The organism is Nonomuraea sp. SBT364 (assembly GCF_001083785.1).
Classification (GTDB): Bacteria; Actinomycetota; Actinomycetes; order Streptosporangiales; family Streptosporangiaceae; genus Nonomuraea.
Genome location: NZ_LAVL01000127.1, coordinates 1 through 24,780 on the forward strand (window position 1 = coordinate 1; position 24,780 = coordinate 24,780).

Consider the following 24,780-nt stretch of genomic DNA (forward strand, 5'->3'; position numbering starts at 1 on the left):
AGCGACACCCGGCCCGAGCGGTCGACGATGCGGGGTGGCGGTGGCCGGGGCGGTGACGGTGACTGTCACGATCCTGGCGATGCTGCTGGCGCCGGCGCTGAGCCGGGACGGCCGGACGCCGCCGGGAGGCGTCGAGGCCGGGCCTTCGACGGTGGCGACCGTGTCCCCGGTGGAGGAGTCCACGCCGTTGGAGGAGGAGGGGCCGCGTGAGCCCAGGCCGTCGGATCCGCCGGTGATCAGGCCGGTGAGCGTGCCGGTGCCGCCGCTGGCGGGGCTGAGCAGGGCGGCGGCGGTGAAGACGCTCCGGCGGGCGGGGCTGGTGGCGGGCGAGGTCACGCCGGTGGACTCCGGGCGGGAGGTCGGCCGGGTGCTCGGCAGCCGCCCCGCGGCGGGCGCGGCCGTGGAGCGGGGAAGCGCGGTGGCGTTGCAGGTGTCGGCGGGCATCGCGGTGCCGGCGCTCACCGGCCTGGGACGCGAGCCGGCCGAGGCGGCGCTGGCGGAGGCGGGCCTCGCGGTGGGGCCGGTGTCGAAGAAGTGCGCGCCGGAGCCCGACGGCCGGGTGCTGTCCACCTCGCCGAAGGCCGGCAGCCGGGTCGCGGGCGGCACGCCGGTGGCCCTCACGGTGGCCAGGCGGGGCGCCGTGGTGCCGTCGGTGATCGGCCGGTCTCGGGACGACGCGGGCGACGCGTTGCGCGCCGCCGGTTTCGCGGTCACCGTGAAGGGCCAGGTGGTGGAGGACGAGTCGCAGGTGGACGTCGCCATCGCGCAGTCGCCGGAGCCGGGCGGGTGCGCCGGGCCGGGGGCGGCGGCGGTGGTCACCGTGGGCCTGGCCCCGCAGTCGGGCCCGGACCCGGCGGAGCCGAGCATCGACCCGACGGGCACGGCCGGGACTCCGGCCGGAACCCCCGCCGGGCCGTGAGCCGGAAGGCCGTCAGCTGCCGCTGCCGGAGATGATGCCCGAGTAGGAGCCGATCACCTTGACCTGCGCCGGTTCGGCGGTCTTCGGCGGGATGTGGGCCGCCACCTGAACCAGGTCCGTGACCTTGAGGAAGGTGTAGAACTTGCCCCGGATGAGGCCGTTGTTCTTCTGGAAGACGTAGTTGCGCTGCGGCCCCTGGCGTACGTCGTAGCGCCTGGCGCGCTGGAAGGTGGTGAAGACCAGGGCGCCGCCGTCGGCGGTGCGCAGGGCGTAGGAGGGGTAGCGGCTCGCCGGGCGGACCGCCTCGGTGAGCTTGGCGTACGGGTCCATCTTGCTGCGGTTGGACGCGGCGGAGGTGGTGAGCCGGTCGGCGGCGAACCGGGTGGAGCTCTTGCCGCCCAGGTGGGCGGCGTAGCCCTTGGCGAAGTCGGCCGGTGACATCAGCAGCCCGGTCGCGTCCGCCTGCTTCACCTCGGTGACGGGGGTGGCGATCTCGGGTGCGGCGCCGACGCCGGTGAAGACGTCGGGCGCGTACACCTGACGCCAGCCGTCCGCCTCCTTGGTGAACAGCAGGTACGTGGGCGTCTTGGCGGTCTCCGTCCTGCCCTTCCACAGGGCGGTGGCCAGGAACCAGGTGGGCGCCGGCGCGTGGAAGGCGGGCTCGGCGTAGCCGAAGGGCACGTATTCGGTCTTCTTGTGCAGGATGCGGCTGGAGTTGTAGGCGGCCTGGTCGATGACGAAGCTGGAGCCGGCTTCGTAGCCGGCGAGCAGTTCGGTGCTCCTGGCCTTGTTCGCGGCGTTGTTGCGCTTGATGTAGTCGTCCAGGACGGCGGTGGCCTCCTGGGTGGAGACGGGGCTCGCCGGGGTGGGCGTGGCCGACGGGGTGGAGGGCTTGGCTTCCGGGCGGGCCGGCCGATCGAGGCCGGGTAGCCCGGAACAGCCCGTGAGCAGGCAGATCGCCATCACGCCGCCGATGACCGGACCGTTCCGCCGCCGCATGCCAAGCACCTCCACAACCGACTTAACAGACAGAAGTGGCCAAAGGTAGCAGAGTCACTTGAGGGCCCCGGCGGTGAGCCCCGAGACGATGCGCCGCTGGAAGAACATCACCATCAGCACCAGCGGGATCGTGACCAGCACCCCCGCGGCCATCTGGGTGCCGAACGGCGTGTCGAACTTGGCCGCCCCGGTGAACTGCGCGATGCGCACGGTGGCCGTCTGGACGTCCTGGTCGTTGACCATGGTGACCGCGATGATGAACTCGTTCCAGGTGGCGATGAACGCCAGGATCGCCGTGGTGAAGATGCCCGGCGCGGCCAGCGGCACCATGACCCGGCGGAACGCGGCGAACGCCGTGCAGCCGTCGATCATCGCGGCCTGTTCCAGCTCCTGGGGGAGTTGGCGGAAGAACGTGGTCAGGTTCCAGATGGTCAGCGGCAGCGCGAAGGACATCGACGGCACGATCATCGCCTGGTAGCTGTTGATCCAGCCGATCGAGGTGAACAGCTTGAGCAGCGGCACGATCAGCAGCGCCCCGGGGAACATGGAGACCGCGATGACCAGGGCCAGGATCACGTTCTTGCCCCGGAAACGCAGCCGGGCCAGGGCGTAGGCGGCCAGCGTGCCGATGACGAGCGTGACGGCCGTGGTGGTGCCGGCCACGACGAGGCTGTTGACCAGCGCCCGGCCGAACCCCATGCCCTCGGCGAAGACCGCGTCGTAGCTCTCCACCGACCATGGGCTGGGAAGCGGCGAGACATCGTAGATGTCGGAGGTGCGGCGGAAGCTCGACACCACCATCCAGTAGAACGGCACCAGGCAGTACAGCGCGATGCCGATCATTCCCGCCCTACCCCACATCGCGGGCCTCCTTCCGCCGCGCCCGCACGTCGCTCAGCAGGTCGGCCCCCAGCAGCTTGACGAACACGAACGCGATCACCGCGATGTAGGCGAACAACGCTGTCCCGTACGCCGAGGCGGGCCCGTAGTGCACCCGGGTCGCCTCGTCCCAGATCAGCCCCGACAGCGTCTCGACCGAGTGCTTGCGCGGCCCGACGAGCACGTACGGCAGGTCGAACACGCGCAGCGCGTCCATCAGCCGGAACAGCACGGCCACCAGCAGGGCCGGCTTGACCAGCGGCAGCGTGATGCGCCGGAACCGCTGCCGGGCCGACGCCCCGTCCACCTTCGCGGCCTCGTACACCTCCGACGGGATGATCTGCAGCCCGGCCAGCACGAGCAGGCCCACGAACGGCGCGGTCTTCCAGACGTCGGCGACGACCACGGCGAGCTTGGCCCACGGGCCGTCGGCGGTCCACAGGATCTCGGTGCCGAGCAGCGCGTTCGCCACGCCGTCGGCCTGGAAGATCCACTTCCACATCAGCCCGGAGACCGCCGTCGGCACCGCCCATGGGATGAGGATCCCGGCCCGCAGGATCGCCCGCCCGCGGAAGGCACGCTGCATGACCAGCGCCATCGCGACGCCGAGCACCACCTCCACGCCGACCGTGACCACGGTGAACAGCGTGGTGTTGAGCGCCGCGTTCAGGAACCGCTCGCCGGCGACGCCCGCGTAGTTGGCCAGGCCGGCGAACCGCTCCCCCTCCACCACGAACCCGTCCGCGTCCAGCGTCTGCCCGCTGGTGTAGAACGACTCGCGCATCGCGGCCACCAGCGGATAGAACACCACCAGCGCCAGCACGATCATGGTGGGGGAGAGCATCGCGGCCGCCAGCCACGACTGCCCGCGCGGCCTGCCCGTCACGGCTGGAGCAGCGGGCCGAGCGCCGCCTGCAACTCGGTCATGGCCTGGTCGACGGGCTTGGCGCCGGTGACGACGGCGTAGGCGGACTCCTGGATCGCCGCGGTCACGTCACCGTAGCGGACGGCCTTCGGGCGCGGCTCGGCGGCCAGGATGCCTTCCTTGAGCGCCGGCAGATACGGATACTTCTTGATCAGCTCCGGGTCGTCGTAGACGGCGGCCGTGGCCACCGGCATCGAGCTGGTCAGCGCGAACGCCCGCATCTGCGCGGTGCTGGTCATGAACGCGACGAAGTCGGCGGCCGTCCGCTTGTTCTTGGAGAACGCCGACACGGCCAGGTTGTTGCCGCCGAGCGTGCCCGCGCCTGGCCCGTCCAGCCCGGGGATCGGCGCCACGTCCGTCTTGCCCGCGACCTTGCTGGAGCCGTCGGTCTTCTGCGCCGCCTCGTACCCGTAGGCCCAGTTGCGGTAGAAGAGCAGCTTGCCGTCCTGGAAGGCGACCCGTCCCTCTTCCTCCTTGTACGTGATCGCCTCCTTCGGCATCATCCCGCTCTTGAACCCGTCGGCCAGGAACTGCGCGGCCTTCTTGGCGGCCTCACCGGTGACCTGCGGCTGCCCGGAGGCGTCGACCAGGTCGCCGCCGGCGGAGGCGACGGCCTCGGAGAAGTTGACGGTCAGGCCCTCGTACTTGTCGAACTGGCCGCCGTAGCAAGCCATGCCCTTCTGCTTCGGCAGGACCTCGTCGCAGATCCGCCTCATCTCGGCCCACGTCTTCGGCGGCTCCTTCACCAGATCGGTGCGGTAGTAGAGGAGCCCGGTGCCGGTGAACATCGGCATCGCGTACAGCTTGTCGCGGTACCTGCCGGTCTCGACCGTGGGCGGCAGGAACGCCGAGGTGTCCAGCTTCAGCTCGTCGATCCACCGGTTGGCGGCGAACTCGCTGGTCCACACCGCGTCGATGAGGATGACGTCGCCGGTGTCGGACTTCGTCTGGGCGCTCTGGATGAGTTTCCTGCGCTGCTCGTCGGCGGCCTCCGGGAGCAGCACCACGGTGGCCTTCTCGTCCGGGTGCGCCGCGTTCCAGGCGTCGACGATCTTCTGCACCGATTCGGCCTCGAACTTGCCGCCGACGAACGTGATCGGCCCGCGCCCGTCGCCGCCGCCCTGCGCGGCGGGCTCCGGGTCGGACGAGCCGCAGGCCACCAGGCTCGCGCCGAGCGCCAGCAGGGCCGTGATCTGCCGTGTTCTCATTGGGGGGTCCCTTCCAGCGTGACGGTCTCGCCTTCGAGCCGCGACCTCTCGGCGGCCCAGGCGATGAGATGGCTGTGCAGGCTCTCGCCGGGCGACGACAGGATCGGCGTGCGGTCCCCGCTCGCCACGGCGGCCAGGAACGCCCTGACCAGGCCCTCGTCGCCGCCGCCGTGCCCGCCCGCGGCCGTGCCGTCGCCGGTGGGCCGGGTGTCGACGGTCTCGGCGCGGCCGGTGACGAAGTCGTGCACGGTCAGCAGGTCGCCGTCGCCCTCGATCGAGCCCCTGGTGCCGAAGATCCGGGTCTGCCGGTGGGCGGCCGGGGTGAAGGCGGTCATGGTGAACGAGGCGGTCGCGCCGCCCTCGAACTCCATGTTCACGACCTGGTGGTCGACCACGTCGTTGTCGCAGTCGTAGACGCACCTGCCGTACGGGCCCGTCCGCAGCGCCTCCAGCACCCCCTGCTCGGAGACGTCGTCGGTGAGCACCGACAGCGGCCAGCGGTCCTGGCCGGCGAGCGGCAGGTAGATGCGCCGGGCGGAGTACGGGCAGCTCGGCTCGACCGGGCAGTCGAGGCAGCGCTCCGCCGCGCCTTCCGGCCGGTTCTCCGGGCGGAAGTGCTTGAGCCCGCCGAACGACGACACCCGGCGCACCTGCCTGCCGGTCAGGTGCACCAGCCAGTCCAGGTCGTGGCAGGACTTGGCCAGCAGCATGAACGTGGACTCGTCGGTCCTGCGCCAGTTGCCGCGCACGTACGAGTGGGCCTGGTGCCACCAGCCGACCGGCTCCAGGTGCTGGACGCTGACGATCTCGCCGATCCGCCCGGCGTCGAGCAGCGCCTTGAGTGCCCGGGTGTAGGGCGTGTAGCGCAGCACGTGGCAGACGGCGAAGATCGCGTCCGAGCGTTCGGCCGCCGCGACGATCGCCCGGCAGTCGTCCTCGGAGACCGCCATCGGCTTCTCCAGCAGGATGTCGTAGCCCAGCTCGGCGAAGCGCACCGCGGGCTCGACGTGGTCCCGGTCCTGCGTCGAGATGATCACCGCGTCCGCCTGGCGCGGCAGCGCCGCCAGCTCGCGCCAGTCCCCGTACGGCGCGGCGCCGGGGAACCTGTCGCGCCGGCTCGGGGCGGGATCCGCCACCGCGACCACGCGGGCCAGGCCGGAGTCCACGGCGTGGCGGGCGTAGGCGGTCCCCCGGGAACCCGCACCGACGACGGCGAGAGTGACCATGTACGCCTCCACATATGAAACCGTTTAACGTATGTCGGCCGATGCTAGGATCCGGGCTCATAGTCGTCAATAGGAAAGTTATGAAAAGAGGTCTCGTAAGTGACCGACCTCCGGCCGGGTGACGCGTCGCTGGTGCGCAAGGTCAACACCCAGGTCACACTGCGGGCGTTGCGCCGGGAGGGCGTGGCCACGCTCACCCAGCTCGGCCGGATCACCGGGCTGTCCCGGCAGACCGTGGAGGCGGTGCTCGACGAGCTGGCGGAGCGCGGCTGGGTCAGGGAGGTGCCGCCCGACGAGGGCGTGATGGGCCGGCCCGCCCGCCGTTTCGGCTTCCGCGCCGACGCCGGTCACGTGGTGGGCGTGGACGTGAGCGGCGACCGGATCGTGGTCACGCTGGCCGACCTCAACGGCGACGTGGTGGCCTGCGAGCGCGTCCCCGTCGCCGGCGACGCCGCCGCCCCCGACCGGCTCGACGCCGCCCGCCGCGCCTGCCTGGCCTGCGTCGACGGCGCCGGGCTGGCCCGTACCCGGGTGTGGGCGCTGGCGGCCGGCACCTCCGGCATCGTCGACCGCTCGGGCCGGGTGTCGCTGTCGCTCACGCTGCCCGGCTGGACCGGCGTGGACCTGGCGGGGATCGCCGGACGCTGGTTCGGCTGCACGGCGCTGGCCGCCAACGACGCCAACCTGGCCGCGCTCGCCGAGCACTGGCGCGGCAGCGCCCAGCACGCCTCGGACATCGTCTACGTCCTGGTCGGCCACCGGCTCGGCGCGGGCATCCTGATCGGCGGCAGGCTGCACCCGGGCCGCTCCGGCGCGGCGGGCGAGATCGGCACGCTGCGCCAGGTCGGCTGGGAGGACGCCGCGACCTCCCTGGTCAAGGACGGCAGCGTCGAGCAGGTGTTCGCGGCGGCCGCCGGCGGCGACCGGGCCGCGCTGCGCAGCGTCGACCGCTACGCGGAGAACCTCGCGATCGGCGCCTCGGCGCTCGTGCTCGCCGTCGACCCCGACCTGCTGGTGATCGGCGGCGCCTACGCGCAGGCCGGTGACGTGCTGCTGGGCCCGCTCCGCCGCCACCTCGCCGAGCTGTGCCTGAGCGGGCCCGAGGTGGTCACGTCCACGTTCGGCGACGAGGGCGTGGCCCTGGGCGCGGTACGGCTCGCGCTCGACCGGGTGGAACGCGACGTGCTCGGGCTCTAACCGGCGTTCCGGCCGACGATGGTCAGCACCGAGCGCACCAGCGACCGGCGCACCCGCTCCTCCGGCAGGTCCATCGTCTGCGTGACGCTGAGCTGCAGCGCGCCCAGCACGGCCCAGCCGCGCAGCCGCGCCTCGTCGTCCGGGTCGGGGCCGGTCAGCCTGGCGAACAGCTCGTCGCGGAAGGTCCGCACGGCCTCGCCCGTCGACCCCGGCGGCGCGTCGTCGGCGCCGCCCAGATCCTCCATGAACAGCCGGACCACCGCCCGGTGCCGCACCACGAACCCCGTCAGCGCCTCGGCGAACGCCTGCCTGTCGCCGCCGAACTCGGTGCCGAGCAGCGTGAACATGTCCTCCACGCACGGCGCCAGCAACTCGGTGGCCAGCCGGTCCTTCGGATGGAAGTGGTAGGCGACGGCGGTCTTGGTCAGGCCCACGGCGGCGGCGATGTCGGCCAGCGAGGTGCGGGCGTAGCCGCGCTCGGCGAACAGCTCCCTGGCTGCGGCCAGGATGCGGCTGCGGGTGTCGTCGGGTGTGGTCATCATCTCATTTCCACCGGGGCGTGCCTGCCCTATCGTAAGTCCCTGTACGGCCGTACAGGACAGGGGGACAGGCGAGATGGCGCGCTTTCTGGGGCGGCTCGGCGAATGGTGTGCCCGGCGCGGCCGCCTGGTCCTGGCCTTATGGGTGATCGCGGCCGCCGCGCTCATGGGCGGCAGCCTGGTGTTCGGCAGCCCGGTGAGCAACGACGTGGCCATCCCGGGCACCGACAGCCAGCGGGCCCACGACCTGATGCGCGCGGGCTTCGGCCCAGAATACGACGTCGGCGGCACCGTACAGCTCCTGGTCTACTCGCCCGACGGGTCGCTCCTGGAGGAGCCGCGCAAGGCGGCCGTCGAGCGGGCGCTCGCGCGGCTGCGCACCCAGCCGCACGTGGACGAGGTCAGCTCGCCCTACAGTGCCGCCGGGATGTCCCCCAGCCTGCAGATCGGCCTGATCACCGTCCGGCTGAGCGGCCAGGACAGCACCCAGCAGGCGGCCACCGCGCAGGCGCTGTCCGACGCGGCCGAGCCCGCCAGGGAGGCCGGGCTGGAGGTCGTCGCGGCGGCCAGCGGCAACCCCGCCGACAAGGAGATCAAGACCGGGCCCAGCGAGATCATCGGCGTCGTGTGCGCGCTGCTGGTGCTGGTCTTCGCCTTCGGCACGCTCACGGCCGCCCTGGTGCCGATCTTCACCGCGCTGGTCAGCGTCGCCTCGGGGCTGGGCGTGATCGGGCTGCTCGGCCACGTCGTGGACGTGCCCAAGCAGGCGGGCATCATGGCCACGATGATCGGGCTCGGCGTGGGCATCGACTACGCGCTGTTCCTGCTGTCGCGCCACCGGCGGCTGCTCGCCACCGGGATCACCGTCCAGCAGGCCGTGCGCGGCGCCGTGTCCAGCTCCGGCGGAGCCGTGGTGTTCGCCGGCGGGACCGTCATCATCGCGCTGAGCGCGCTCATGTTCGGCGGCTTCCCGCTGCTGCGCACCCTCGGCTGGGTCACCGGCATCTCCGTCGTCACCGCCGTGCTCACCGCCGTCACGCTCGTGCCCGCCCAGCTCGGGCTCCTGGGGCATCGGGTGAACGCGCTCAAGGTGCCGTTCCTGGGCAGGCGTCCCGAGTCGTCCGGGTGGGGCGCGCTCGGCGCGTGGGTGGCCCGCCGCCCGTGGCGGGTGCTGGCCGGCAGCGTGCTGCTGCTCGGCGCGCTCGCCGCCCCGGCGCTGTCGCTCCAGCTCGGGCCGCTCGACGAGGGCTACGGGGCCAAGGACGACCCGGGACGGCGCGCGTACGAGCTGATGGAGGTCGGGTTCGGGCCCGGCAGCAACGGGCCGGTGAGCGTCGTGGCGACGCTGCCGCACGCGGCGACGGACGCCGACGTGGACCGGCTCCGCGAGGAGATCGAGACCGTCGACGGCGTCCGGCACGTGTCGGACGGCGAGATCGCCGACTCCGGCACCGTCCTGATGGTCCAGGTCATTCCCGACCACGCGCCCAGCGACCCCGGGGCCCTCGGCGTCGTCAAGGCGATCCGGGGGCTGGACCTGCCCGGGTTCGAGGTGCACGTGGGCGGCGAGGTGGCCGCGCTGGCCGACGCGGCCGACCGGATCTCCGAGCGTACGCCGCTGGTCATCGCCGTGGTGGTGCTGCTCAGCGCGCTGCTGCTGTTGCTGGCCTTCCGGGCGCCCATCGTGGCGATCAAGGCGGCGCTGATGAACCTGGTGTCGCTCGGCACCGCCTTCGGGGCGCTCGCGCTGGTCTTCTCCATCGGGCTCGGCAGCGGGCTCGTGGGCATGGACCCGCCGGCCGGCGCGTCGTACCTGGAGACGCTGTTCTTCAGCGTGCCGATCGAGAGCTACGTGCCGTTGCTGCTGTTCGCGGTGCTGTTCGGGCTGTCGATGGACTACGAGGTGTTCCTGCTGACGGCCGTGCGGCAGGCGTACCTGCGGCACGGCGACAACCGCCGCGCGGTCGCCGAAGGGCTGGGCTCCACCGGGCGGGTGATCACCTCGGCGGCGCTGATCATGGTGGCGGTGTTCACCGCGTTCATCGCCTACCCCGATCCGATGGTCAAGACGTTCGGCGTGGGGCTGGCGGTGGCGATCGCGGTCGACGCGACGCTGATCCGCGGCTTCCTGGTCCCGGCGACCATGGTGCTGCTGGGACGGTGGAACTGGTGGTGCCCGCGCTGGCTCGACCGGCTGCTGCCGAACCTGTCGGTGGAAGGCGAGGAGGAGGAGACGCCCGCCGCCCCCTCCCGCGTGCCCGAGCGGGTCACCGTCTGAGGCTCACCCCAGGGCCGCGCGGGTCTCGGCGGTCAGGGCGCGGGCGTCGCGGACCGCTGCCGTCAGGGACTCCGCGCTCTCGCCCAGCGAACCCAGGATCGCGCGGACCCGCCGGCCGAACCCCTCGGGGGCGGCCGGCAGGGTCTCGGCGACCGCGAGCGCGCCCTTCTCGTTGAGGCACCAGCGCCGCTCCGCCGCGTACAGCGCCTGGGTGAGCACGCCGAAGGCACGCGACAGGCACAGCGCCACGTGCAGCCCGTCGGCGCGGCCCGTGCTCTTGGCGGCGACGTCGGCCAGGAACTCCGCCTCCCACGCGCCCGCCATCAGCGCCCGCCGCAACGGCTCCGGGTAGACGGCGACCTCGTCACGCAGGAGCGACAGCTCGCCCGACGGATCGGTGAGGATCTGGCCGAGCGCCACCTCGCCCGGATAGCACGGGGACCAGAAGCCCAGCGGGTGCCCGGCCTGGACGGCCACCACGTAGCGGCCCTCCCGGCAGTCGGCCCACACCCGCTCCACCCGGTCCAGGTCACGCAGGATCCAGTCGACCGCGACCCCGTCGACGGTCAGCCAGGCGCCGCCGTTCACCCACGGCCCCCAGCCGCCGGGCCCGGCCACCTCCACCTCCGGCCCGGCCAGCGCCCGCAGGCCGTCGACGTCGAGCTCGCCCCGGTAGTAGACGCCCAGGTCCCAGTCGGAGCCGGGATGGTGCTCGCCGCGTGCCCGGCTCCCGCCGAGCATCACGGCCGTCACCCCCGGCACCTCGGCCAGGCTGCGCGCCATGTCCTCGATGTACGTCCGCATCGCGCGAGTGTGCCAGCCGCTGGCCCCGGAGGGCCAGCGGTTTACCGGGGGAGACGCCGTGCGATGAGATCCGCCGTCTCGGCCGGGGCCCCGGCGGCGATCCGGTCTGCGATCGGTGTACCTGTCGCCGCGGGCCTCCTGCCTCTCCGTGACGTCGAGAAGCTCATCCGCAGCTTCGGCACCTGGTCCCTCCTTCGACAACTGCGCCGAGCCGCAGCCCGCAGGCGCTGGAGTTACGGCCAGGTAGCCGCGCCACGAACCCTGATCCGCTTCCTCAGCTGGCTGCGCGACCCACGACCGCACCCTGGCCACCTGCACCCAGGCCGGCCTCGGCGCCTGGCTCACCTCCGACGGCCCCGGCCGCCCGGAGATCCGCCGGTTCATCAGCTGGGGCGACCAAGCAGCACTACCTCACGGACGTCACCCTCCCGAGCCCCGACCGACCTGGCCGAGGCCAGTCCGCCATCGAAGACGACGAACGCTGGAGCATCGTCCACCGGCTCCTGCACGACGACGGTCTCGGCACCCGCGTCCGCGTCGCAGGCTGCCTCGTCCTGCTCTACGGCCAGCGTCAGCCGGATCGCGCCCCTGACCGGGGACCAGACCATGGACGGCCCCGGCCAGATGCGGCTACAACTCGGAATGCGACCCGTCGATGTGCCCGCACCCCTGGCCGGCCTCCTCCGCGAACTGGCCGTGGACCACCTGCTCAACGCGGTCGGAGCACACAGCCGCGCCGGACGCGGTACCGCCCTTGCGGACCTCGCCTCACAACTGCCCAGTCGTGGTCGGCAAGCTCCTCGGCCTGCACATCTCGACCGCCAGCGAATGGGGCCGAGCCACAGGGAACACCCGCCCCGGCTACGCCGCGAGCGTCGACGGGTGGGTACGGGGTCCTGGCCGAAGTCGATGCGCGGCAGATGTGATCGCCACAGATCGGCGAGACGGGTGTCATCGAAGGCTGTCGTTCCGGCGTGCACTCCACACCGCCAGCCCGGCCGCCAGGACGAGAACGCCGGCGAGCCAGAGGATTCCCTGGAGCGGCAGGGCATCGACGATCGTGCCGCCGGCCAGCGCGCCGAGCCCGATCGCGAGGTTGAACACCGCCACCCACAGAGCGGAGGCTTCCTCGACCGCATGTGGCGCGGACTTGATCATCCATGTCTGGAGGCTCGTGGAGACCCCGCCGTACACCAGGCCCCAGACGACGAGCAGCGTTACCCCGCCCGTGGCGGTGAGCCCTGCCAGGGGGTAGAGCAGCACGGTAACCCCCAAGGCGGCGGCGATGGACAGGACCGTCCGATGGAGCCGTTTCGCCACGGCGGCACCCGCGACGAAGTTCCCTGCGACGCCCGCCAGGCCGAATCCGAACAGCAGAGGCCCGACGAGTTGTGCGTCGATGCCGGACAGATCCTGCAGCACCGGGCTGATGAACGTGTAGGCGGCGAAGTGGCCGGTCACGATCAGAAAGGTCGCCAGAATGCCGACCCGGACGCCCTGGTTGCGGAACTGGTCGGCCAGCCGCCGCAGGCCGACGGGCTGAGCTGCCGTCAACGGTGGCAGTACGGCCAGCAAGGCGACCAGCACGACCAGGGCGAGCGCGCTCAAAGCGCCGAACGCGACCCGCCAATTCGCCAGATCGCCGATCACCGTGCCGATGGGGACGCCGAAGACGTTCGCGGCCCCGACACCGCCGAAGATGATCGCCGTGGCCCGCGGCACGAGCGGGGCGGGGACGAGCCGGACGGCCAGACCCCCGGCGATGGCCCAGAACCCGCCGATCGCCACCCCGACCAGCACGCGGGCGCTGATCAGAAGCGGATAGTTCGGGGCCAGGGCGGAGGCCAGGTTGGCGAGCGTCATGAGTCCCATCAAGGCGACGAGCAAGAGCCGGCGATCCATCCTGCCGACGAGTACCGGGACCGATGGTGCCGCGACGGCGGCGACGATGCTGGGGACCGTGACCATCAAGCCCGCCGCACCCTCAGAGACCGACAGCGCCGAGCCGACGGGGGTGAGCAGTCCGATGGGGAGCTGCTCGGCCGTCACCAGGAGAAATGTGCCGAAGGCCACGGCGGACACCGCGATCCAATGATTCTTCGCCGACGCGTTTCGCCGGGTCGTCGTAGGGTCCGTTGCCGTCACGTCGTGTCTCCCCTCTCATTCGGGAGCGATCGCTCCCATATGGCGGCACACCCTAATACGGGAACGATCGCTCCACAACCTTGGTAGGGTGGCGAGCATGGCGCGGCCCAGGGAGTTCGACGAGCAAGACGTGATCGCCAAGGCGACCGACCTGTTCTGGCGTCGCGGCTACAACGCCACGTCCGTCCGCGACCTGGGCGCCGAGCTAAGACTCAAGCAAAGCAGCCTGTATCGGACGTTCAACGACAAGCGCACACTGTTCTTGCGGACGCTGGACCACTATCGGGCGACGGAGTCCACGCAAGCGGAAGTGCAGCTCAGCGCCGCCGGTCCCAGCCTCGAAGTCCTGCGAGAGTGGTTGATCTGGATGATCAGCCACGAGGCCGGTCGCGGCTGCTTCGTGGTCAACACGGCTGCCGAACTCGGCACCACCGACCCCGAGGTCCAGCAGAGGACCGAGGCCGCGTTCGAGGTCACCAGGAAAACCCTGGCGTCACTGCTACGCCGCGGCATCCGCGATGGCGACCTGCCCGCCGCATTGGACGTCGACGGCGCAGTGGAGCTGCTATTCACGACGGTGCTCGGACTACGCGTACGCGAACGCACCGGACACGACGTCCAACGACTCGTCACAGCAATCGACTTCACGATCAAAACGCTCGCGACGTCTGCGACCTGACCACGCCTATCCCGGTGCCGGTCATGGCTCCGCGGAGGCGCTGAGGCGGGCCAGGGAGTCGACGTACTTGAGCATCAGCCGGGCGAACTCCAGCCGGTCGCGCTCGGACCAGTCGGCCGTGATGTATTCGTAGGCCGACCGCTGGTGGTGGCGGAAGCGGGCCATGAGCTGCCGGCCCTCGGGGCTGAGGTGCAGCACGGTGCGCCGGCCGTCGTGCTGGGAGGCGGCGCGGACCAGGTAGCCGGCCTTGATGTTGTCGCTGACCATCCGGCTGGCGACCGAGGGGTCGACGGCGAGCAACTCGGCGACGGCTCCGACGGTGACTTCCTTTTCGGAGTTCTCCAGGACGAGGTTGAGCACCAGCGTCCGGCTCAGGTCCTTGGCGGAGATCGGGTTCTCGACCTCCAGCAGCGAGGTGCGCCTCAGCTTGGAGAACGCGGGACCGACGGCGTCCAGCAGCTCATCGTCTGTCATGCGGCTCATCCTACCCGTGAAGGCATATGTTGACATGAACTTATATGCATGATGTCATGCATATGCTTTCGATCAACGAATGGAGAGACGTCATGACCATCCTCGTCACCGGTGCTCGCGGCCAGGTCGCCCAGGCGCTCATCGCCCGCCTGCACGCCGCCGGCCTGCCCGTCCGCGCCGCCAGCGCGAAGCCCGCCGAGCTCACCGTCCCCGCCGGCGTCCCGGCCGCCGAGCTCGTCCTCGGCCGGCCCGACACGTTCGACGCGGCTCTGCGTGGCGCCGACCAGGTCTTCCTCTACCCCGACCCCGACGGCATCGACGCCTTCGTCAAGGCCGCGCAGGCCGCCGGCACCGGCCACGTCGTCCTGCTGTCGTCCTCGTCGGTGCTGAGCCCCGACGCCGAGACCGACCCCATGGCGAGCCACAGCCTCAGGGTCGAGCGGGCCCTGACCGCCTCCGGCCTGCCGAGCACCTTCCTGCGGCCGGACGCCTTCGCCGGTAACGCCCTCGCCTGGGCGCACGACATCAGCCAGGGCCTCCCGGTCCAGCTCGCCTACCCCGACGCCGAACTCGCGCCGATCCACTCCGCCGACATCGCCGACGTCGCCTTCGAAGCGCTGACCGGCACCGCGCTCAGAGGCCGCGCGATCACCCTGACCGGCGCCGAAGGGCTCACCTTCCGGCAGCAGCTCGCCATCCTGTCCGAGGTGGCCGGCCACGACATCCCGATCGTCCGGATCACCCACGCCGAGGCCGAGCGGCAGCTCAGCCGCTACATGCCGGCGGCGTCCGCCGGGTCCCTCCTCGCCTGGTGGGCCGCGGCCTCCCGGCAGCCCGCCGCCGTCGCCGACACCACCCGAACCCTCCTCGGCACGCCCGCCCGCACCTTCCGGCAGTGGGCCATCGAGAACGCCGCAGCCTTCACCCGGCGCTGATCCGCGCCCCTTCCGACGGGAAGAACCCCCCTTGTCCACTGTCCTGCCCACTGTTCCGACCACTGGCCGGCGGCGTTGGGCCGTGCTGGCCGTCGTCCTGTTCGCCGCCATCCTCGACCTTCTCGACGCGACGATCACCAACCTCGCCGCCCCCACCATCGCCGCCGACCTGTCCGGCGGCGAGCCCCTCGTCCAGTGGCTCGGCAGCGCCTATGCGCTGTCCATGGGAGTCCTGCTCGTGGTCGGCGGCCGCCTCGGTGACAAGTACGGCCGCCGCCGCCTGTTCCTGATCGGCGTCACCGGCTTCACACTCGCCTCCATCGCCTGCGGCCTGGCCTGGGACCCGATGTCGATCGTCGTGTTCCGGCTGCTCCAGGGGGCGCTGGGCGCGCTGCTGATCCCGCAGGGGTTCGGCATCCTCGGCGCGGTGTTCCCCCGCGAGGAGCTCGGCAAGGCGTTCGGCGTCTTCGCTCCGGCGCTCGGCCTGTCGTCCATCGGCGGGCCGATCCTGGCCGGTGTCCTCATCGACGCCGACCTGCTCGGCCTCGGCTGGCGCGCCATGTTCCTGATCAACATCGTGCTGGGCGGCCTGGCCGTCGTCCTCGCCGTCCGGTTGCTCCCCCGCGACGAGGGGGAACGCGCCGTCACGGTCGACGGCCCCGGCTCCGGCCTGCTCGCCGCCGCCATGCTCGGCCTGCTGTACGGGCTCATCGACGGCGCCGGTCACGGCTGGACGCCCCGGGCCGTCGCCTGCCTGGCGGCGGGAGCGGCGTTCTTCGTCCTGTTCGGGTGGCGTCAGCGCACGGCGCCCAGCCCGCTCATCGAGCCCTCGCTGCTGCGTGATCGCGGCTTCGTCTCCGGGCTGACCCTCGGCCTGGTGTTCAACGCCGCGGTGTCGGGCCTGCTGTTCCTGCTCGCGCTCTTCCTTCAGGACGCGCTGCAGCGCACCCCCACGCAGGCGTCCGCGAGCCTTGCGCCGCTCGCGGCCGGCATCGTGGTGTCCTCCGCCGCCGCCCACCGGCTGCTGGCCCGCCTGGGCCGGCGGCTCATCCTGGCCGGGCTGCTCATCACGCTGACGGGCACACTCTGGCTGCTCGCGCTGGGGACCGCACCGGCCGTGTGGGCGCTCGTCCCGCCCGTCCTCCTCACCGGCCTCGGCCTCGGCGCCTGCTTCGGCAGCGTCTACCAGGTCACGCTGGGCGGCGTCGACGCCAGGGAGTCGGGCAGCGCCAGCGGCGCCCTGTCGGCCACCCAGCAACTGGCCGGCAGCATCGGCGCGGCCGCCGTCACCACCGTCTACCTCCACACCGCCGGCGGCGTCACCGCCGGACTGACGGTGGTCGCCGCCGCGCTGGTGGCCTGCTGCGGGCTCGTCCGGCTCCTGCCCGCCCGTAAGCCGCTTCCGATGTGAGCCTTCAGCGTCCGGTGCCGGCGGCCCGCCGCGTGCCCCGGGACGGAACGGCTAGCCGATCCGGGTGCAGTCCCGGATCAGGACCTCGTGGGGGAAGGTCGCCCGGCCGCCGCCGGCGCACCGGATGCGGATCGGGTACTGCCGGGTCTGACCGACCACCTCGCCGGTGAAGGCCCCGGACGTGACCGCTCCCGGGGTGGCTTCGCAGGCGCCGTACAGCACGGTGGTCGCCTCGTCGCCGCGCAGGTTGTCGCAGGTGTAGGCGGGGACGTCGGTCGCCTGCGCGGGGGAGGCGGTGCCGAGCGCGGCGCCGGCGAGGTCGGCCAGGGCGAAGTCGCGGATCATCATGTCTCCTCGTGGGGGTTCGCGGTCGTCACTCAGGGTAAGAGGTCGATTACTGATCGTGCGACCGCTTTCGGGGTCCCGGGGAGTTCTCACGAACGCGCACCTCCTACAGTGAGGGGCGAATGCAAGTGAGTGGGGAGAATCCGTGTTGCACGAGAAACTGTCGTCGATCTATGACAACGTCCTGCGCCGCAATCCTGGAGAGATCGAGTTCCATCAGGCAGTGCGTGAGGTGCTGGAGAGCATCGGCCCAGTACTCGGCAAGCACCCCGAATACGCCGAATCGAAGATCATAGAGCGTATCTGCGAGCCCGAGCGGCAGATCATCTTCCGGGTGCCGTGGGAGGACGACCGCGGCGAGGTGCACATCAACCGGGGCTTCCGGGTCGAGTTCAACAGCGCGCTCGGCCCGTACAAGGGCGGACTGCGGTTCCACCCGTCGGTCTACCTGGGCATCGTGAAGTTCCTCGGGTTCGAGCAGATCTTCAAGAACAGCCTGACCGGGCTCCCCATCGGCGGCGGCAAGGGCGGCTCCGACTTCGACCCCAAGGGGCGCTCGGAGCGCGAGGTCATGCGCTTCTGCCAGAGCTTCATGACCGAGCTCTACCGCCACATCGGCGAGTACACCGACGTGCCCGCCGGTGACATCGGCGTCGGCGGCCGTGAGGTCGGCTACCTGTTCGGCCAGTACAAGCGCATCACCAACCGGTACGAGTCCGGCGTCATCACCGGCAAGGGCCTGACCTACGGCGGCGCCCAGGTGCGCACCGAGGCGACCGGCTACGGGTGCGCGTTCTTCGTGGACGAGATGCTCAAGGCGCGCGGCACGTCGTTCGACGGCAAGCGGGTCGTGGTGTCCGGCTCCGGCAACGTCGCCGTCTACACCATCGAGAAGGTGCAGCAGCTCGGCGGCACGGTCGTGGCCTGCTCCGACTCCTCCGGCTACGTCGTGGACGACAAGGGCATCGACCTCGACCTGCTCAAGCAGGTCAAGCAGGTCGAACGCGCCCGCCTCGACGTCTACGCCGAGCGCCGGGGCGAGCACGTCTCGTTCGTGCCGGGCCGCAGCGTGTGGGAGGTGCCCTGCGAGGTCGCCATGCCGTCGGCCACGCAGAACGAGATCACCGGCCGCGACGCCGCCCACCTGGTCGAGGGGGGTCTGCTGGCCGTGGGCGAGGGCGCCAACATGCCCACCACGCCCGAAGGCATCAAGGTCTTCCTGGACGCCGGAGTCGCCTTCGGCCCCGGCAAGGCCGCCAACGCCGGCGGCGTCGCCACCAGCGCCCTGGAGATGCAGCAGAACGCCAGCCGCGACTCGTGGACGTTCGAGTTCTCCGAGCACCGGCTCCAGGAGATCATGCGCGACATCCACGGCCGCTGCCTGCAGACCGCCGACGAGTACGGCATGCCGGGCAACTACGTGGCCGGCTCCAACATCGACGGCTTCCGCCGCGTGGCCGACGCGATGCTCGCCCTCGGCCTGATCTAGACCCGGCGCCGTTCAGCCGAGCGAGAGGGCCGGTCACCAAGGCCGGCCCCTGCGAAGGCGCCGTTCATCCGGCGGAGGAGCACGCGCTCACCTGGTCCGGGAAGATCCGCAGGCATTCCTCGACCCGTCGGGCATCGTCGACGGAGGCCAGGCCCGGCAGGCGGAGCGGTGGCACCAGCGTCGCGAGCAGGCCGGCCACCCCCAGGAACAGGGCGACGAGCGCCACCGCTCGGTCGTCAACCATTCTTTCTGAGGCGGTAGGAGAGCAGGACCACCCCGGAGTCGTACGTCTTGGCCTCGATGACGTCGAACATCGCCCGGGTGCCCTCCTTGAACAGCAGGCCGTCGCCGTCGGCCCGCCCGAAGAAGAACGGGTGCACCCAGAGCCGCAGCTCGTCGAGCAGGCCGTGCTCCATCAGGGTGTGGGAGAGCCGGCCGAACCCGTACTGCAGGATGTCGCCGCCCGGCCCGTCCTTGAGCCGGGCGATCTCGGCGACCACGTCGCCGCTGATGACGCTCGTGTTCTCCCATTCGGCCTTGTCCAGCGTGGTCGAGACGACGTACTTGGACACGGAGTTGATCTTGTCGGTGTACGGGTCGCCGGATCGTCCCTGCCACACCGAGGCGAAGCTGTGGTAGGTGTCGCGGCCCAGCAGCACGCTGTCGCAGCCGAGCAGCACGTCGAGCTGCGCGTCCCCGTCGTCCCGCGCGCCCAGCGCCGGCCAGTGCTGGGGGCCGTCGATGACGCCGTCGATCGTGACGAAGGTCGAGTTGATGATGCGCCGCATGAGTTTCTCCGCTCTCGAACGTGTGTGAGGCGAGTCTGCTCCGCTGCCGGGGGCCGGACATCCGTGGTGCCACGGAAGCACCACGCAAATCGACATCTCGCGACGCGATGGCGTGCGGCACGTTCCGGGGGTCACCGGGTGGCCATGGCGGCTGGCCCGCCCGAGTCGGCGAGGAGCCGGCGGGTGGCCTCGACGAAGGCCCGCACTCTGCTGGTCTGGCCGGTGGTGCGCCAGACCAGTCCGAATTCGAAGGGCGGGGTGTCGGGCATGGGGACGAAGGCGACGTCGGTCCTGGGGTGGTAGCGGATGTTGTGCGCCGCCACCGTGCAGATGCCCTGACCGGCGGCGACCAGGGTCATCAGTTCCTGGAAGGTGCGTACGGCCGGCCCGCGATCGATCGGCCGGCCGCTGGGTGTCGTCCAGGGCTGGCAGTTGTCCAGCCATTGTCTGGGAGGTGACCCGGCCGGGCGGAGCATCCGGTCGGTGGCGAGGTCTTCGAGCGAGACGGTGCTGTTGCGGGCCAAGGGGTGCCGCGCCGAGACCGCGAGCACGCGCGGCTCCACGATGACGACCGGTCCGGTCGTGATGCCCGGCTCGGTCACCGGGAGCTGGGTGAGGAGCAGATCGAGCTCGTTGTCCCGCAGCGGCCGGCAGGGATCGGCGACCTCGGTCGCCCGGAGCTGGACCTCCAGATCCGGGTGGCTGGAGCGCAGAGCTTCGAGGACGTCGAGCAGGACCCGGCCGGCGAGCGGGCCCAGGAATCCGGCGGTGAGGACGCCGCTGATGCCGCGGCCCGCCGCCTGCGCCCGCTGGATGCTGTCCAGGACCGACTGGTGAGCGGGAGCCAGATCGGCCAGGAGCCCCTGCCCGATCGGTGTCAGGCTCACCCGGCGGGTGGTCCGGTCGAACAACGACGCGCCGACCCGCCGCTCCAACTTTTTGATCATCTGGCTGACCCGGGCCTGGGACAGGCCGAGCCGATCCGCGGCCCGGCCGAAATGTAATTCGTCCGCGACCGCCAGGAACGCCTCGATCTCCTGCCAGTCCATGAGCCTCGATTCATTGCTCCCGCTTGTCGATTGTGTCAGTTTTCGCGGCTGCACACCGCGGCCGTCGGCTGGAGAGTGGATGGGGCGGCCCGTGGGTGCCGCGGCGGTGAAGCGAAGGAGTCCCGCGATGAGCAGGGTGGTGCCGGACAGGTGGAGGTCACCGGGCGGGCGGCGAGCACGGGGAGCACCGGAGTGACGGCCTCACAGGACGCGGCCGCCACGACGCCGCTGCGCCTGGGCACGCCGGCCGGGCGGTGGGTCCTGATCGTCACCGCCGTCGGCTCCGGCCTGGTGCTGCTTGAGGCGACGGTGGTCAACGTGGCGCTGCCGGCCCTCGATCGGAGCCTGGACGCCTCGATGGCGGGCCTGCAGTGGACGGTCAACGCGTTCACGCTCACCCTGTCCGCGCTGATCCTGCTGGGCGGCGGCCTGGGCGACCGCTTCGGTCGCCGGCGCGTGTACCTGGTGGGGGTGGTGTGGTTCGCGGTCGCGTCCCTGCTGTGCGGCATGGCCCCGACCCTGGAGTGGCTCATCGCCGGCCGCGCCCTCCAGGGTGTCGGCGGCGCCCTGGTCGTGCCGGGCTCGCTCGCCCTCATCCAATCCTCGTTCCACCCCGACGACCGGGCGCGAGCGATCGGCTGGTGGTCGGGCATGAGCGGGATGGCAGGCGCCGCGGGACCGCTGCTCGGCGGCGTGCTGGTGGACGCGGCCGGGTGGCGGTGGGTGTTCCTGATCAACGTGCCGCTGGCCGGGTTCCTCGCCCTGCTGCTGATCGCCCGCGTGCCGCGAAGCCGTCACGGCGAGCTGTCGGGCCGGTTCGACGTGGCAGGGGCGGTCCTGGCGGCGCTCGGCCTCGGCGCGATGACCTACGCGCTGATCCAGGCCCCCGGCGACCCGGGCCCGGCGGCCGCCGCCGCCCTCCTCGGGCTGGTGGCCGTGCTGGGCTTCGTGCGGGTCGAGCGGCGCAGCCCGACGCCCATGCTGCCGCTCGGGCTCTTCGCCTCCCGTCCGTTCAGCCTCGCCAACCTCGCCGGCTTCTTCCTGTACGGCGGGCTCGCCGGACTGTTCTTCCTGCTGCCGATCCAGCTGCAGATCACCGCCGGATACAGCACGCTGGCAACCGGCTTGGCACTGCTTCCCCTCACCGTGCTGACGCTCGTGCTGTCGGCCTGGGGCGGGACGCTGACCACGCGGATCGGTCCCCGCGTACCTCTCGCCTCGGGCGCCCTCGTCTGCGGGCTCGCGCTCCTGCTGGCGACCCGGATCGGCGCCGATGCCTCCTACCCGGCTGAGGTGCTCCCGGTGGTCGCCCTGGTCGGCATCGGCATCCCGCTGATCACGCCGCCCATCACCGCCACTGTGCTCAGCGCCGTCCCCGACGCGCGTGCCGGCACCGCCAGCGCCGTCAGCAACGGGGTTGCCAGAGCCGCCGGCCTCATCGTCGTCGCCGCCCTGCCCCTGCTGGCGGGGCTGCCGCAGGACGCCGCGCACAACCCCGCCGCCCTCGACCGCGGGTTCGACGGCGGCATGCTGATCTGCGGGGGCTCGTTCATCCTCGGTGGCCTCCTCGCCTGGTTCGGCATTCCCCGCCCCGCGGGCGTGCCCGCCGAGCCGGCGTGCCGCCACCACGCGACCGGCTGCCCGCAACTCGCCGGCTCGCGGCGGCCCGCATCGTGCGATGGGGTCGCTGCCACCGAATAGCCGCTGCCGCAGGCGATCTCCTTCCCTCGCCTCGGCTCGACGGCGTCGGATCTAGACCATGTACTGGTCGTGGCGCCGATAGAGGTCGGCCAGCTCCTCGGCGCTGGGCTGGCGGCCGCCCGCCCTCAGGGCCACGCCCTCCTCGAAGTAGCCCTCCCGCGGCGCTCCCGGCGTGAACAGGATCAGCATCGACGCCGGTTCGCCGGACTCGTTGCGGAAGGCGTGGACACCGCCCTCGGGCACGAACAGGAAGTCACCCGGCTTCCCGTCGATCCAGGTGGCGCCGTCGTAGAGCCGGATGGTGCCGGACAGCACGTAGAAGGACTCGGTCATGGTCCGGTGGAAATGCGGCGCCGGGCCGGACGGCCGGGGGCCCATCTCCCATCGGTAGAGCCCGAAGGCTCCGCCGGTGCTCGCGCCGGTGGCCAGGTAGTGGGCGGCGCTCCCGCCGCCCATGTCCAGGTCGGGCGCCATGCCGGCCGGCCGCAGCAGCCCGCTCTGCTCGCCGTTCTCACCCAGGTAGCGCGGCTCGGGGTACGTCATGTGGCTCCTTCAGTAAGGGGACGATCCCGAGCATAGGGCGGGACGTTTCGGTCAACTGACCTTCAGTGCCTCTCGCAGATGGGTGTGAACGTGGGAGACGGCGGTGGTCGCCAGGCCGCCGGGGCGGACTGCCAGGTAGCCGGTGTTGATCGGCGGGATCTCGGGCTCCGCGAGCGCGACCAGGCGGCCCGCCGCGAGGTCATGTTCGCACAGGTACGTGGGCAGCACCGAGACGCCCATCCCCGCCAGGACGGCGTTGCGGACGCCGCGCAGGTCGGGGATCACGACCTGCGCGGACGCCGACGGGCGGCGGCCGAACAAGGTGCGCCAGTAGCGGCGCACGATCGGCAGGTCCTCGGCGTAGGCGATCAGCGGCACGTCCGCGAGCGCGCCGGGCAGCTCACCCCGCACCTCCAGCGAAGGGGCCGCCACCAGGACGAACTCCTCGTCGTACAGCGGTTCGGCCACCACGCCGCGCAGGCGCGGGCGGATGGTGGAGATCACCACGTCGAGCCGTCCGGCGGCGAGGTCCGCCAGCAGGTCGTCGGCCAGGCCTAGCGTGATGCGCACCCGCAGCCCCTCGGCGGTCAGCGGGGCGAGGGCGGGGACGACCCGCTCGCAGACGTACTCGGCCGGGCCGCCCAGGTGCACGGCCTGCTCGGCGGGCAGTTCGGCGCGTACCACCGTGTCGAGGGCGTCGAGCGCCGGGGCGACACGGCGGGCCAGCTCGTCGGCGGCGGCCGTGGGCGCGACGCCGCGCGGCAGCCGGTCGAACAGCGGCCGGTCCAGCGTCGCCTCCAGCGCCTTGACCTGGGCGGTCACGGCGGGCTGTGAGAGGCCGAGCGTCTGGGCGGCGGCGGTGATCGAGCCCGTCCGGTGCACCGACAGAAACGTACGCAGGAGGTCCAGCGAGAGCGACATATCAGTATTCTGATGGAGTCCCCCCGCTTGTTGATGGGTGGCTGATGGGTGACCGGGGGCATCCTGGGCTCATGACCAAGCGTGTATTGATCGTGCTGACCAGCCACGACCGGCTCGGCGACGTCCGGAGCACCGGCTACTACGTGCCCGAGGCGGCGCATCCGTGGGACGTCTTCCGGCGGGCCGGGTTCGAGGTGGAGGTGGCCAGCGTGCGGGGCGGCGAGCCCCCGCAGGACGGGTACGACCCGGGCGATCCGGTGCAGGCCGCCTTCGTCGCCTCGCCGGAGCAGCGCGGCACCCACCGGCTGGCCGGACTCGACGCAGCCCCGTACGACGCCGTGTTCTACGCGGGCGGGCACGGCACCATGTGGGACTTCCCCGACGATGAGGACGTACAGCGGGTCGCGCGGGAGGTGTACGAGCGCGGCGGCGTCGTCGCGGCCGTCTGCCACGGGCCGGCGGCGCTGGTGAACGTCACGCTCTCCGACGGCACTCACCTGGTGGCCGGCAAGCGGGTGGCGGCGTTCACCAACAGCGAGGAGAAGGCGGCCGGGGTGGCCGAAGTGGTGCCCTTCCTGCTGGCGGACGCGCTGGTGGAGCGCGGTGCGCGGCACGAGGCGGCGCCGGACTTCGAGCCCCGGGTGGTGGTGGACGGGCGGCTGGCCACCGGCCAGAACCCGGCCAGCGCCGGCCCGCTGGCTGAGCAGGTGACGGCCCTGCTCGCGGGTTGACCGGGCTGACCGGCTCAGGCGCGGTGGCGGCCCCGGCGCTGGGTGCTCGTGCGGCGGGCCCTGGAGGGGGCCGTGTCCTCGGACGACTGGCGCTGGGGCGGGCCGGTCAGGGCCATCTGCTGGTGGGCTGCCGTACGGGCCTGCTGGGCGGCGGTGCGGTGGCGGCGGCCGCGCAGCGGCGCGTCCTGGGTGAACGGCTCCAGGTACTGCGGGGCCAGGCCGCCCGAGCGGTGGCGGCGGCCGCGCGGGGGAGCGTCGGCGGCGAAGCCCGGCTCCTCGATCGGGTGCTCGTAGCGGCGGCGCCGCCCGGAGTAGCCGTCCCGGCGGACGGTCGGGCGGGCGAAGGCGTCGAACATCTCGGCGGTCGTGTCCACCGCGTGGGCGGCACCGGCCATCGGCGCCGGACGGGCGAACTCGCCGATGGTGTCCGGGGTGCGGGTCCTCTCCGGGGTGCGGGCGAAGGCGTCGAAGGGGCTGGTCGCCGCCGGGATGACGATCGGCTCCACCGGCCCCGCGGCGGCGATGACGATCGCCTCCGCGGGCGGGGTGAACGGGCTCGGGGCGGGGGTCGGGATGACGAGCGGCTCGACCGGGG

General features: G+C 72.0%; 25 protein-coding genes and 1 pseudogene. 9 read left to right on the forward strand and 17 right to left on the reverse strand.

Features of this window, described 5'->3' with window-relative positions; genetic code table 11:
- Positions 1 to 919, forward strand: a 919-nt coding sequence (locus ADY59_RS35670; RefSeq protein ID WP_231619051.1) for a PASTA domain-containing protein, incomplete at its 5' end; no start/stop codon positions are given.
- A 12-nt stretch (positions 920 to 931) separates the two neighbouring features.
- On the opposite strand, the gene ADY59_RS35675 is transcribed toward ADY59_RS35670, so the two are convergent.
- The 5 genes from ADY59_RS35675 to ADY59_RS35695 are packed head-to-tail and all read right to left on the reverse strand — an operon-like array spanning position 932 to position 6,156.
- A complete protein-coding gene (locus ADY59_RS35675; RefSeq protein WP_049572005.1) occupies positions 932 to 1,918 on the reverse strand; it encodes a hypothetical protein in 987 nt (328 codons plus the stop codon).
- Positions 1,919 to 1,972: 54 nt separating this feature from the next.
- Positions 1,973 to 2,779, reverse strand: a complete 807-nt coding sequence (locus ADY59_RS35680; protein ID WP_049572006.1) for a carbohydrate ABC transporter permease — start codon at positions 2,777 to 2,779, stop codon at positions 1,973 to 1,975.
- Positions 2,769 to 3,683: a carbohydrate ABC transporter permease gene (locus tag ADY59_RS35685; RefSeq protein WP_231619052.1), complete on the reverse strand. Its 915-nt coding sequence runs from the start codon at positions 3,681 to 3,683 to the stop codon at positions 2,769 to 2,771. The genes ADY59_RS35680 and ADY59_RS35685 overlap by 11 nt, the downstream gene beginning before the upstream one ends.
- On the reverse strand, positions 3,680 to 4,930 hold the full coding sequence (locus ADY59_RS35690; RefSeq protein ID WP_049572009.1) for an ABC transporter substrate-binding protein: 1,251 nt from the start codon (positions 4,928 to 4,930) through the stop codon (positions 3,680 to 3,682). Before ADY59_RS35690 ends, ADY59_RS35685 begins: the two co-directional genes overlap by 4 nt.
- Positions 4,927 to 6,156 carry a Gfo/Idh/MocA family protein gene (locus ADY59_RS35695; RefSeq protein WP_049572011.1) on the reverse strand — a complete coding sequence of 410 codons (1,230 nt, stop codon included), beginning with the start codon at positions 6,154 to 6,156 and terminating at the stop codon, positions 4,927 to 4,929. The genes ADY59_RS35690 and ADY59_RS35695 overlap by 4 nt, the downstream gene beginning before the upstream one ends.
- A 99-nt stretch (positions 6,157 to 6,255) precedes the next feature.
- Between ADY59_RS35695 and ADY59_RS35700 the strand changes: the two genes are divergently transcribed.
- Positions 6,256 to 7,353, forward strand: a complete 1,098-nt coding sequence (locus ADY59_RS35700; protein WP_049572013.1) for an ROK family transcriptional regulator — start codon at positions 6,256 to 6,258, stop codon at positions 7,351 to 7,353.
- Here ADY59_RS35700 and ADY59_RS35705 read toward each other — a convergent pair.
- Positions 7,350 to 7,895: a TetR/AcrR family transcriptional regulator gene (locus ADY59_RS35705; protein WP_231619053.1), complete on the reverse strand. Its 546-nt coding sequence runs from the start codon at positions 7,893 to 7,895 to the stop codon at positions 7,350 to 7,352. The two genes, ADY59_RS35700 and ADY59_RS35705, sit on opposite strands and share 4 nt — an antisense overlap.
- A gap of 73 nt (positions 7,896 to 7,968) precedes the next feature.
- Here ADY59_RS35705 and ADY59_RS35710 point away from each other — a divergent pair, with 73 nt between their 5' ends.
- Positions 7,969 to 10,170, forward strand: a complete 2,202-nt coding sequence (locus ADY59_RS35710; protein ID WP_049572018.1) for an MMPL family transporter — start codon at positions 7,969 to 7,971, stop codon at positions 10,168 to 10,170.
- A gap of 3 nt (positions 10,171 to 10,173) precedes the next feature.
- Here ADY59_RS35710 and ADY59_RS35715 read toward each other — a convergent pair whose 3' ends face one another.
- Together ADY59_RS35715 and ADY59_RS35725 are read right to left on the reverse strand one after the other, a co-directional pair.
- Positions 10,174 to 10,974 carry a nucleotidyltransferase domain-containing protein gene (locus tag ADY59_RS35715; protein ID WP_049572026.1) on the reverse strand — a complete coding sequence of 267 codons (801 nt, stop codon included), beginning with the start codon at positions 10,972 to 10,974 and terminating at the stop codon, positions 10,174 to 10,176.
- Between the two features lie 951 nt (positions 10,975 to 11,925).
- A complete protein-coding gene (locus tag ADY59_RS35725; RefSeq protein WP_049572031.1) occupies positions 11,926 to 13,119 on the reverse strand; it encodes an MFS transporter in 1,194 nt (397 codons plus the stop codon).
- Between the two features lie 97 nt (positions 13,120 to 13,216).
- Between ADY59_RS35725 and ADY59_RS35730 the strand changes: the two genes are divergently transcribed.
- Complete coding sequence (locus ADY59_RS35730) at positions 13,217 to 13,798, forward strand: TetR/AcrR family transcriptional regulator (RefSeq protein ID WP_049572059.1); 582 nt, start codon at positions 13,217 to 13,219, stop codon at positions 13,796 to 13,798.
- Between the two features lie 21 nt (positions 13,799 to 13,819).
- Here the strand turns inward: ADY59_RS35730 and ADY59_RS35735 are convergent, their stop codons facing one another.
- A complete protein-coding gene (locus tag ADY59_RS35735; RefSeq protein ID WP_049572034.1) occupies positions 13,820 to 14,272 on the reverse strand; it encodes a MarR family winged helix-turn-helix transcriptional regulator in 453 nt (150 codons plus the stop codon).
- Between the two features lie 92 nt (positions 14,273 to 14,364).
- Here ADY59_RS35735 and ADY59_RS35740 point away from each other — a divergent pair, with 92 nt between their 5' ends.
- Positions 14,365 to 15,207, forward strand: a complete 843-nt coding sequence (locus ADY59_RS35740) for an NAD(P)H-binding protein (protein WP_049572062.1) — start codon at positions 14,365 to 14,367, stop codon at positions 15,205 to 15,207.
- Positions 15,208 to 15,289: 82 nt separating this feature from the next.
- Positions 15,290 to 16,618, forward strand: coding sequence for an MFS transporter (locus tag ADY59_RS35745; protein WP_231619054.1), 1,329 nt, complete (start codon positions 15,290 to 15,292; stop codon positions 16,616 to 16,618).
- Between the two features lie 51 nt (positions 16,619 to 16,669).
- Here the strand turns inward: ADY59_RS35745 and ADY59_RS35750 are convergent, their stop codons facing one another.
- On the reverse strand, positions 16,670 to 16,966 hold the full coding sequence (locus tag ADY59_RS35750; protein ID WP_049572040.1) for a hypothetical protein: 297 nt from the start codon (positions 16,964 to 16,966) through the stop codon (positions 16,670 to 16,672).
- A 142-nt stretch (positions 16,967 to 17,108) separates the two neighbouring features.
- On the opposite strand from ADY59_RS35750, the gene gdhA reads away from it, so the two are divergent.
- Complete coding sequence (gdhA, locus tag ADY59_RS35755) at positions 17,109 to 18,452, forward strand: NADP-specific glutamate dehydrogenase (protein WP_049572041.1); 1,344 nt, start codon at positions 17,109 to 17,111, stop codon at positions 18,450 to 18,452.
- Between the two features lie 64 nt (positions 18,453 to 18,516).
- Here gdhA and ADY59_RS50570 read toward each other — a convergent pair whose 3' ends face one another.
- From ADY59_RS50570 to ADY59_RS35765, 3 genes are all read right to left on the reverse strand, one after another.
- Positions 18,517 to 18,696, reverse strand: a complete 180-nt coding sequence (locus tag ADY59_RS50570) for a hypothetical protein (protein ID WP_156325930.1) — start codon at positions 18,694 to 18,696, stop codon at positions 18,517 to 18,519.
- Positions 18,689 to 19,240, reverse strand: a complete 552-nt coding sequence (locus tag ADY59_RS35760) for a dihydrofolate reductase family protein (RefSeq protein ID WP_049572044.1) — start codon at positions 19,238 to 19,240, stop codon at positions 18,689 to 18,691. Before ADY59_RS35760 ends, ADY59_RS50570 begins: the two co-directional genes overlap by 8 nt.
- A 131-nt stretch (positions 19,241 to 19,371) precedes the next feature.
- Complete coding sequence (locus ADY59_RS35765; RefSeq protein WP_156325931.1) at positions 19,372 to 20,289, reverse strand: LysR family transcriptional regulator; 918 nt, start codon at positions 20,287 to 20,289, stop codon at positions 19,372 to 19,374.
- A gap of 192 nt (positions 20,290 to 20,481) precedes the next feature.
- Here ADY59_RS35765 and ADY59_RS35770 point away from each other — a divergent pair, with 192 nt between their 5' ends.
- Complete coding sequence (locus tag ADY59_RS35770; RefSeq protein ID WP_053175469.1) at positions 20,482 to 21,990, forward strand: MFS transporter; 1,509 nt, start codon at positions 20,482 to 20,484, stop codon at positions 21,988 to 21,990.
- Between the two features lie 51 nt (positions 21,991 to 22,041).
- On the opposite strand, the gene ADY59_RS35775 is transcribed toward ADY59_RS35770, so the two are convergent.
- From ADY59_RS35775 to ADY59_RS54140, 3 genes and pseudogenes are all read right to left on the reverse strand, one after another.
- Positions 22,042 to 22,533 (reverse strand): cupin domain-containing protein, encoded by a 492-nt coding sequence (locus ADY59_RS35775; RefSeq protein WP_049572047.1) that lies wholly within the window; start codon positions 22,531 to 22,533, stop codon positions 22,042 to 22,044.
- A gap of 51 nt (positions 22,534 to 22,584) precedes the next feature.
- Positions 22,585 to 23,217, reverse strand: a complete 633-nt coding sequence (locus tag ADY59_RS35780) for a substrate-binding domain-containing protein (RefSeq protein WP_442937771.1) — start codon at positions 23,215 to 23,217, stop codon at positions 22,585 to 22,587.
- 108 nt (positions 23,218 to 23,325) lie between these two features.
- A pseudogene (locus tag ADY59_RS54140) lies at positions 23,326 to 23,454 on the reverse strand (helix-turn-helix domain-containing protein); the annotation flags it as partial.
- 71 nt (positions 23,455 to 23,525) lie between these two features.
- Between ADY59_RS54140 and ADY59_RS35785 the strand changes: the two are divergent.
- Positions 23,526 to 24,185: a type 1 glutamine amidotransferase domain-containing protein gene (locus tag ADY59_RS35785; protein WP_082310656.1), complete on the forward strand. Its 660-nt coding sequence runs from the start codon at positions 23,526 to 23,528 to the stop codon at positions 24,183 to 24,185.
- A gap of 14 nt (positions 24,186 to 24,199) precedes the next feature.
- Here the strand turns inward: ADY59_RS35785 and ADY59_RS51830 are convergent.
- Positions 24,200 to 24,780: hypothetical protein (locus tag ADY59_RS51830; protein WP_049572057.1), on the reverse strand; the 581-nt coding region annotated here is incomplete at its 5' end.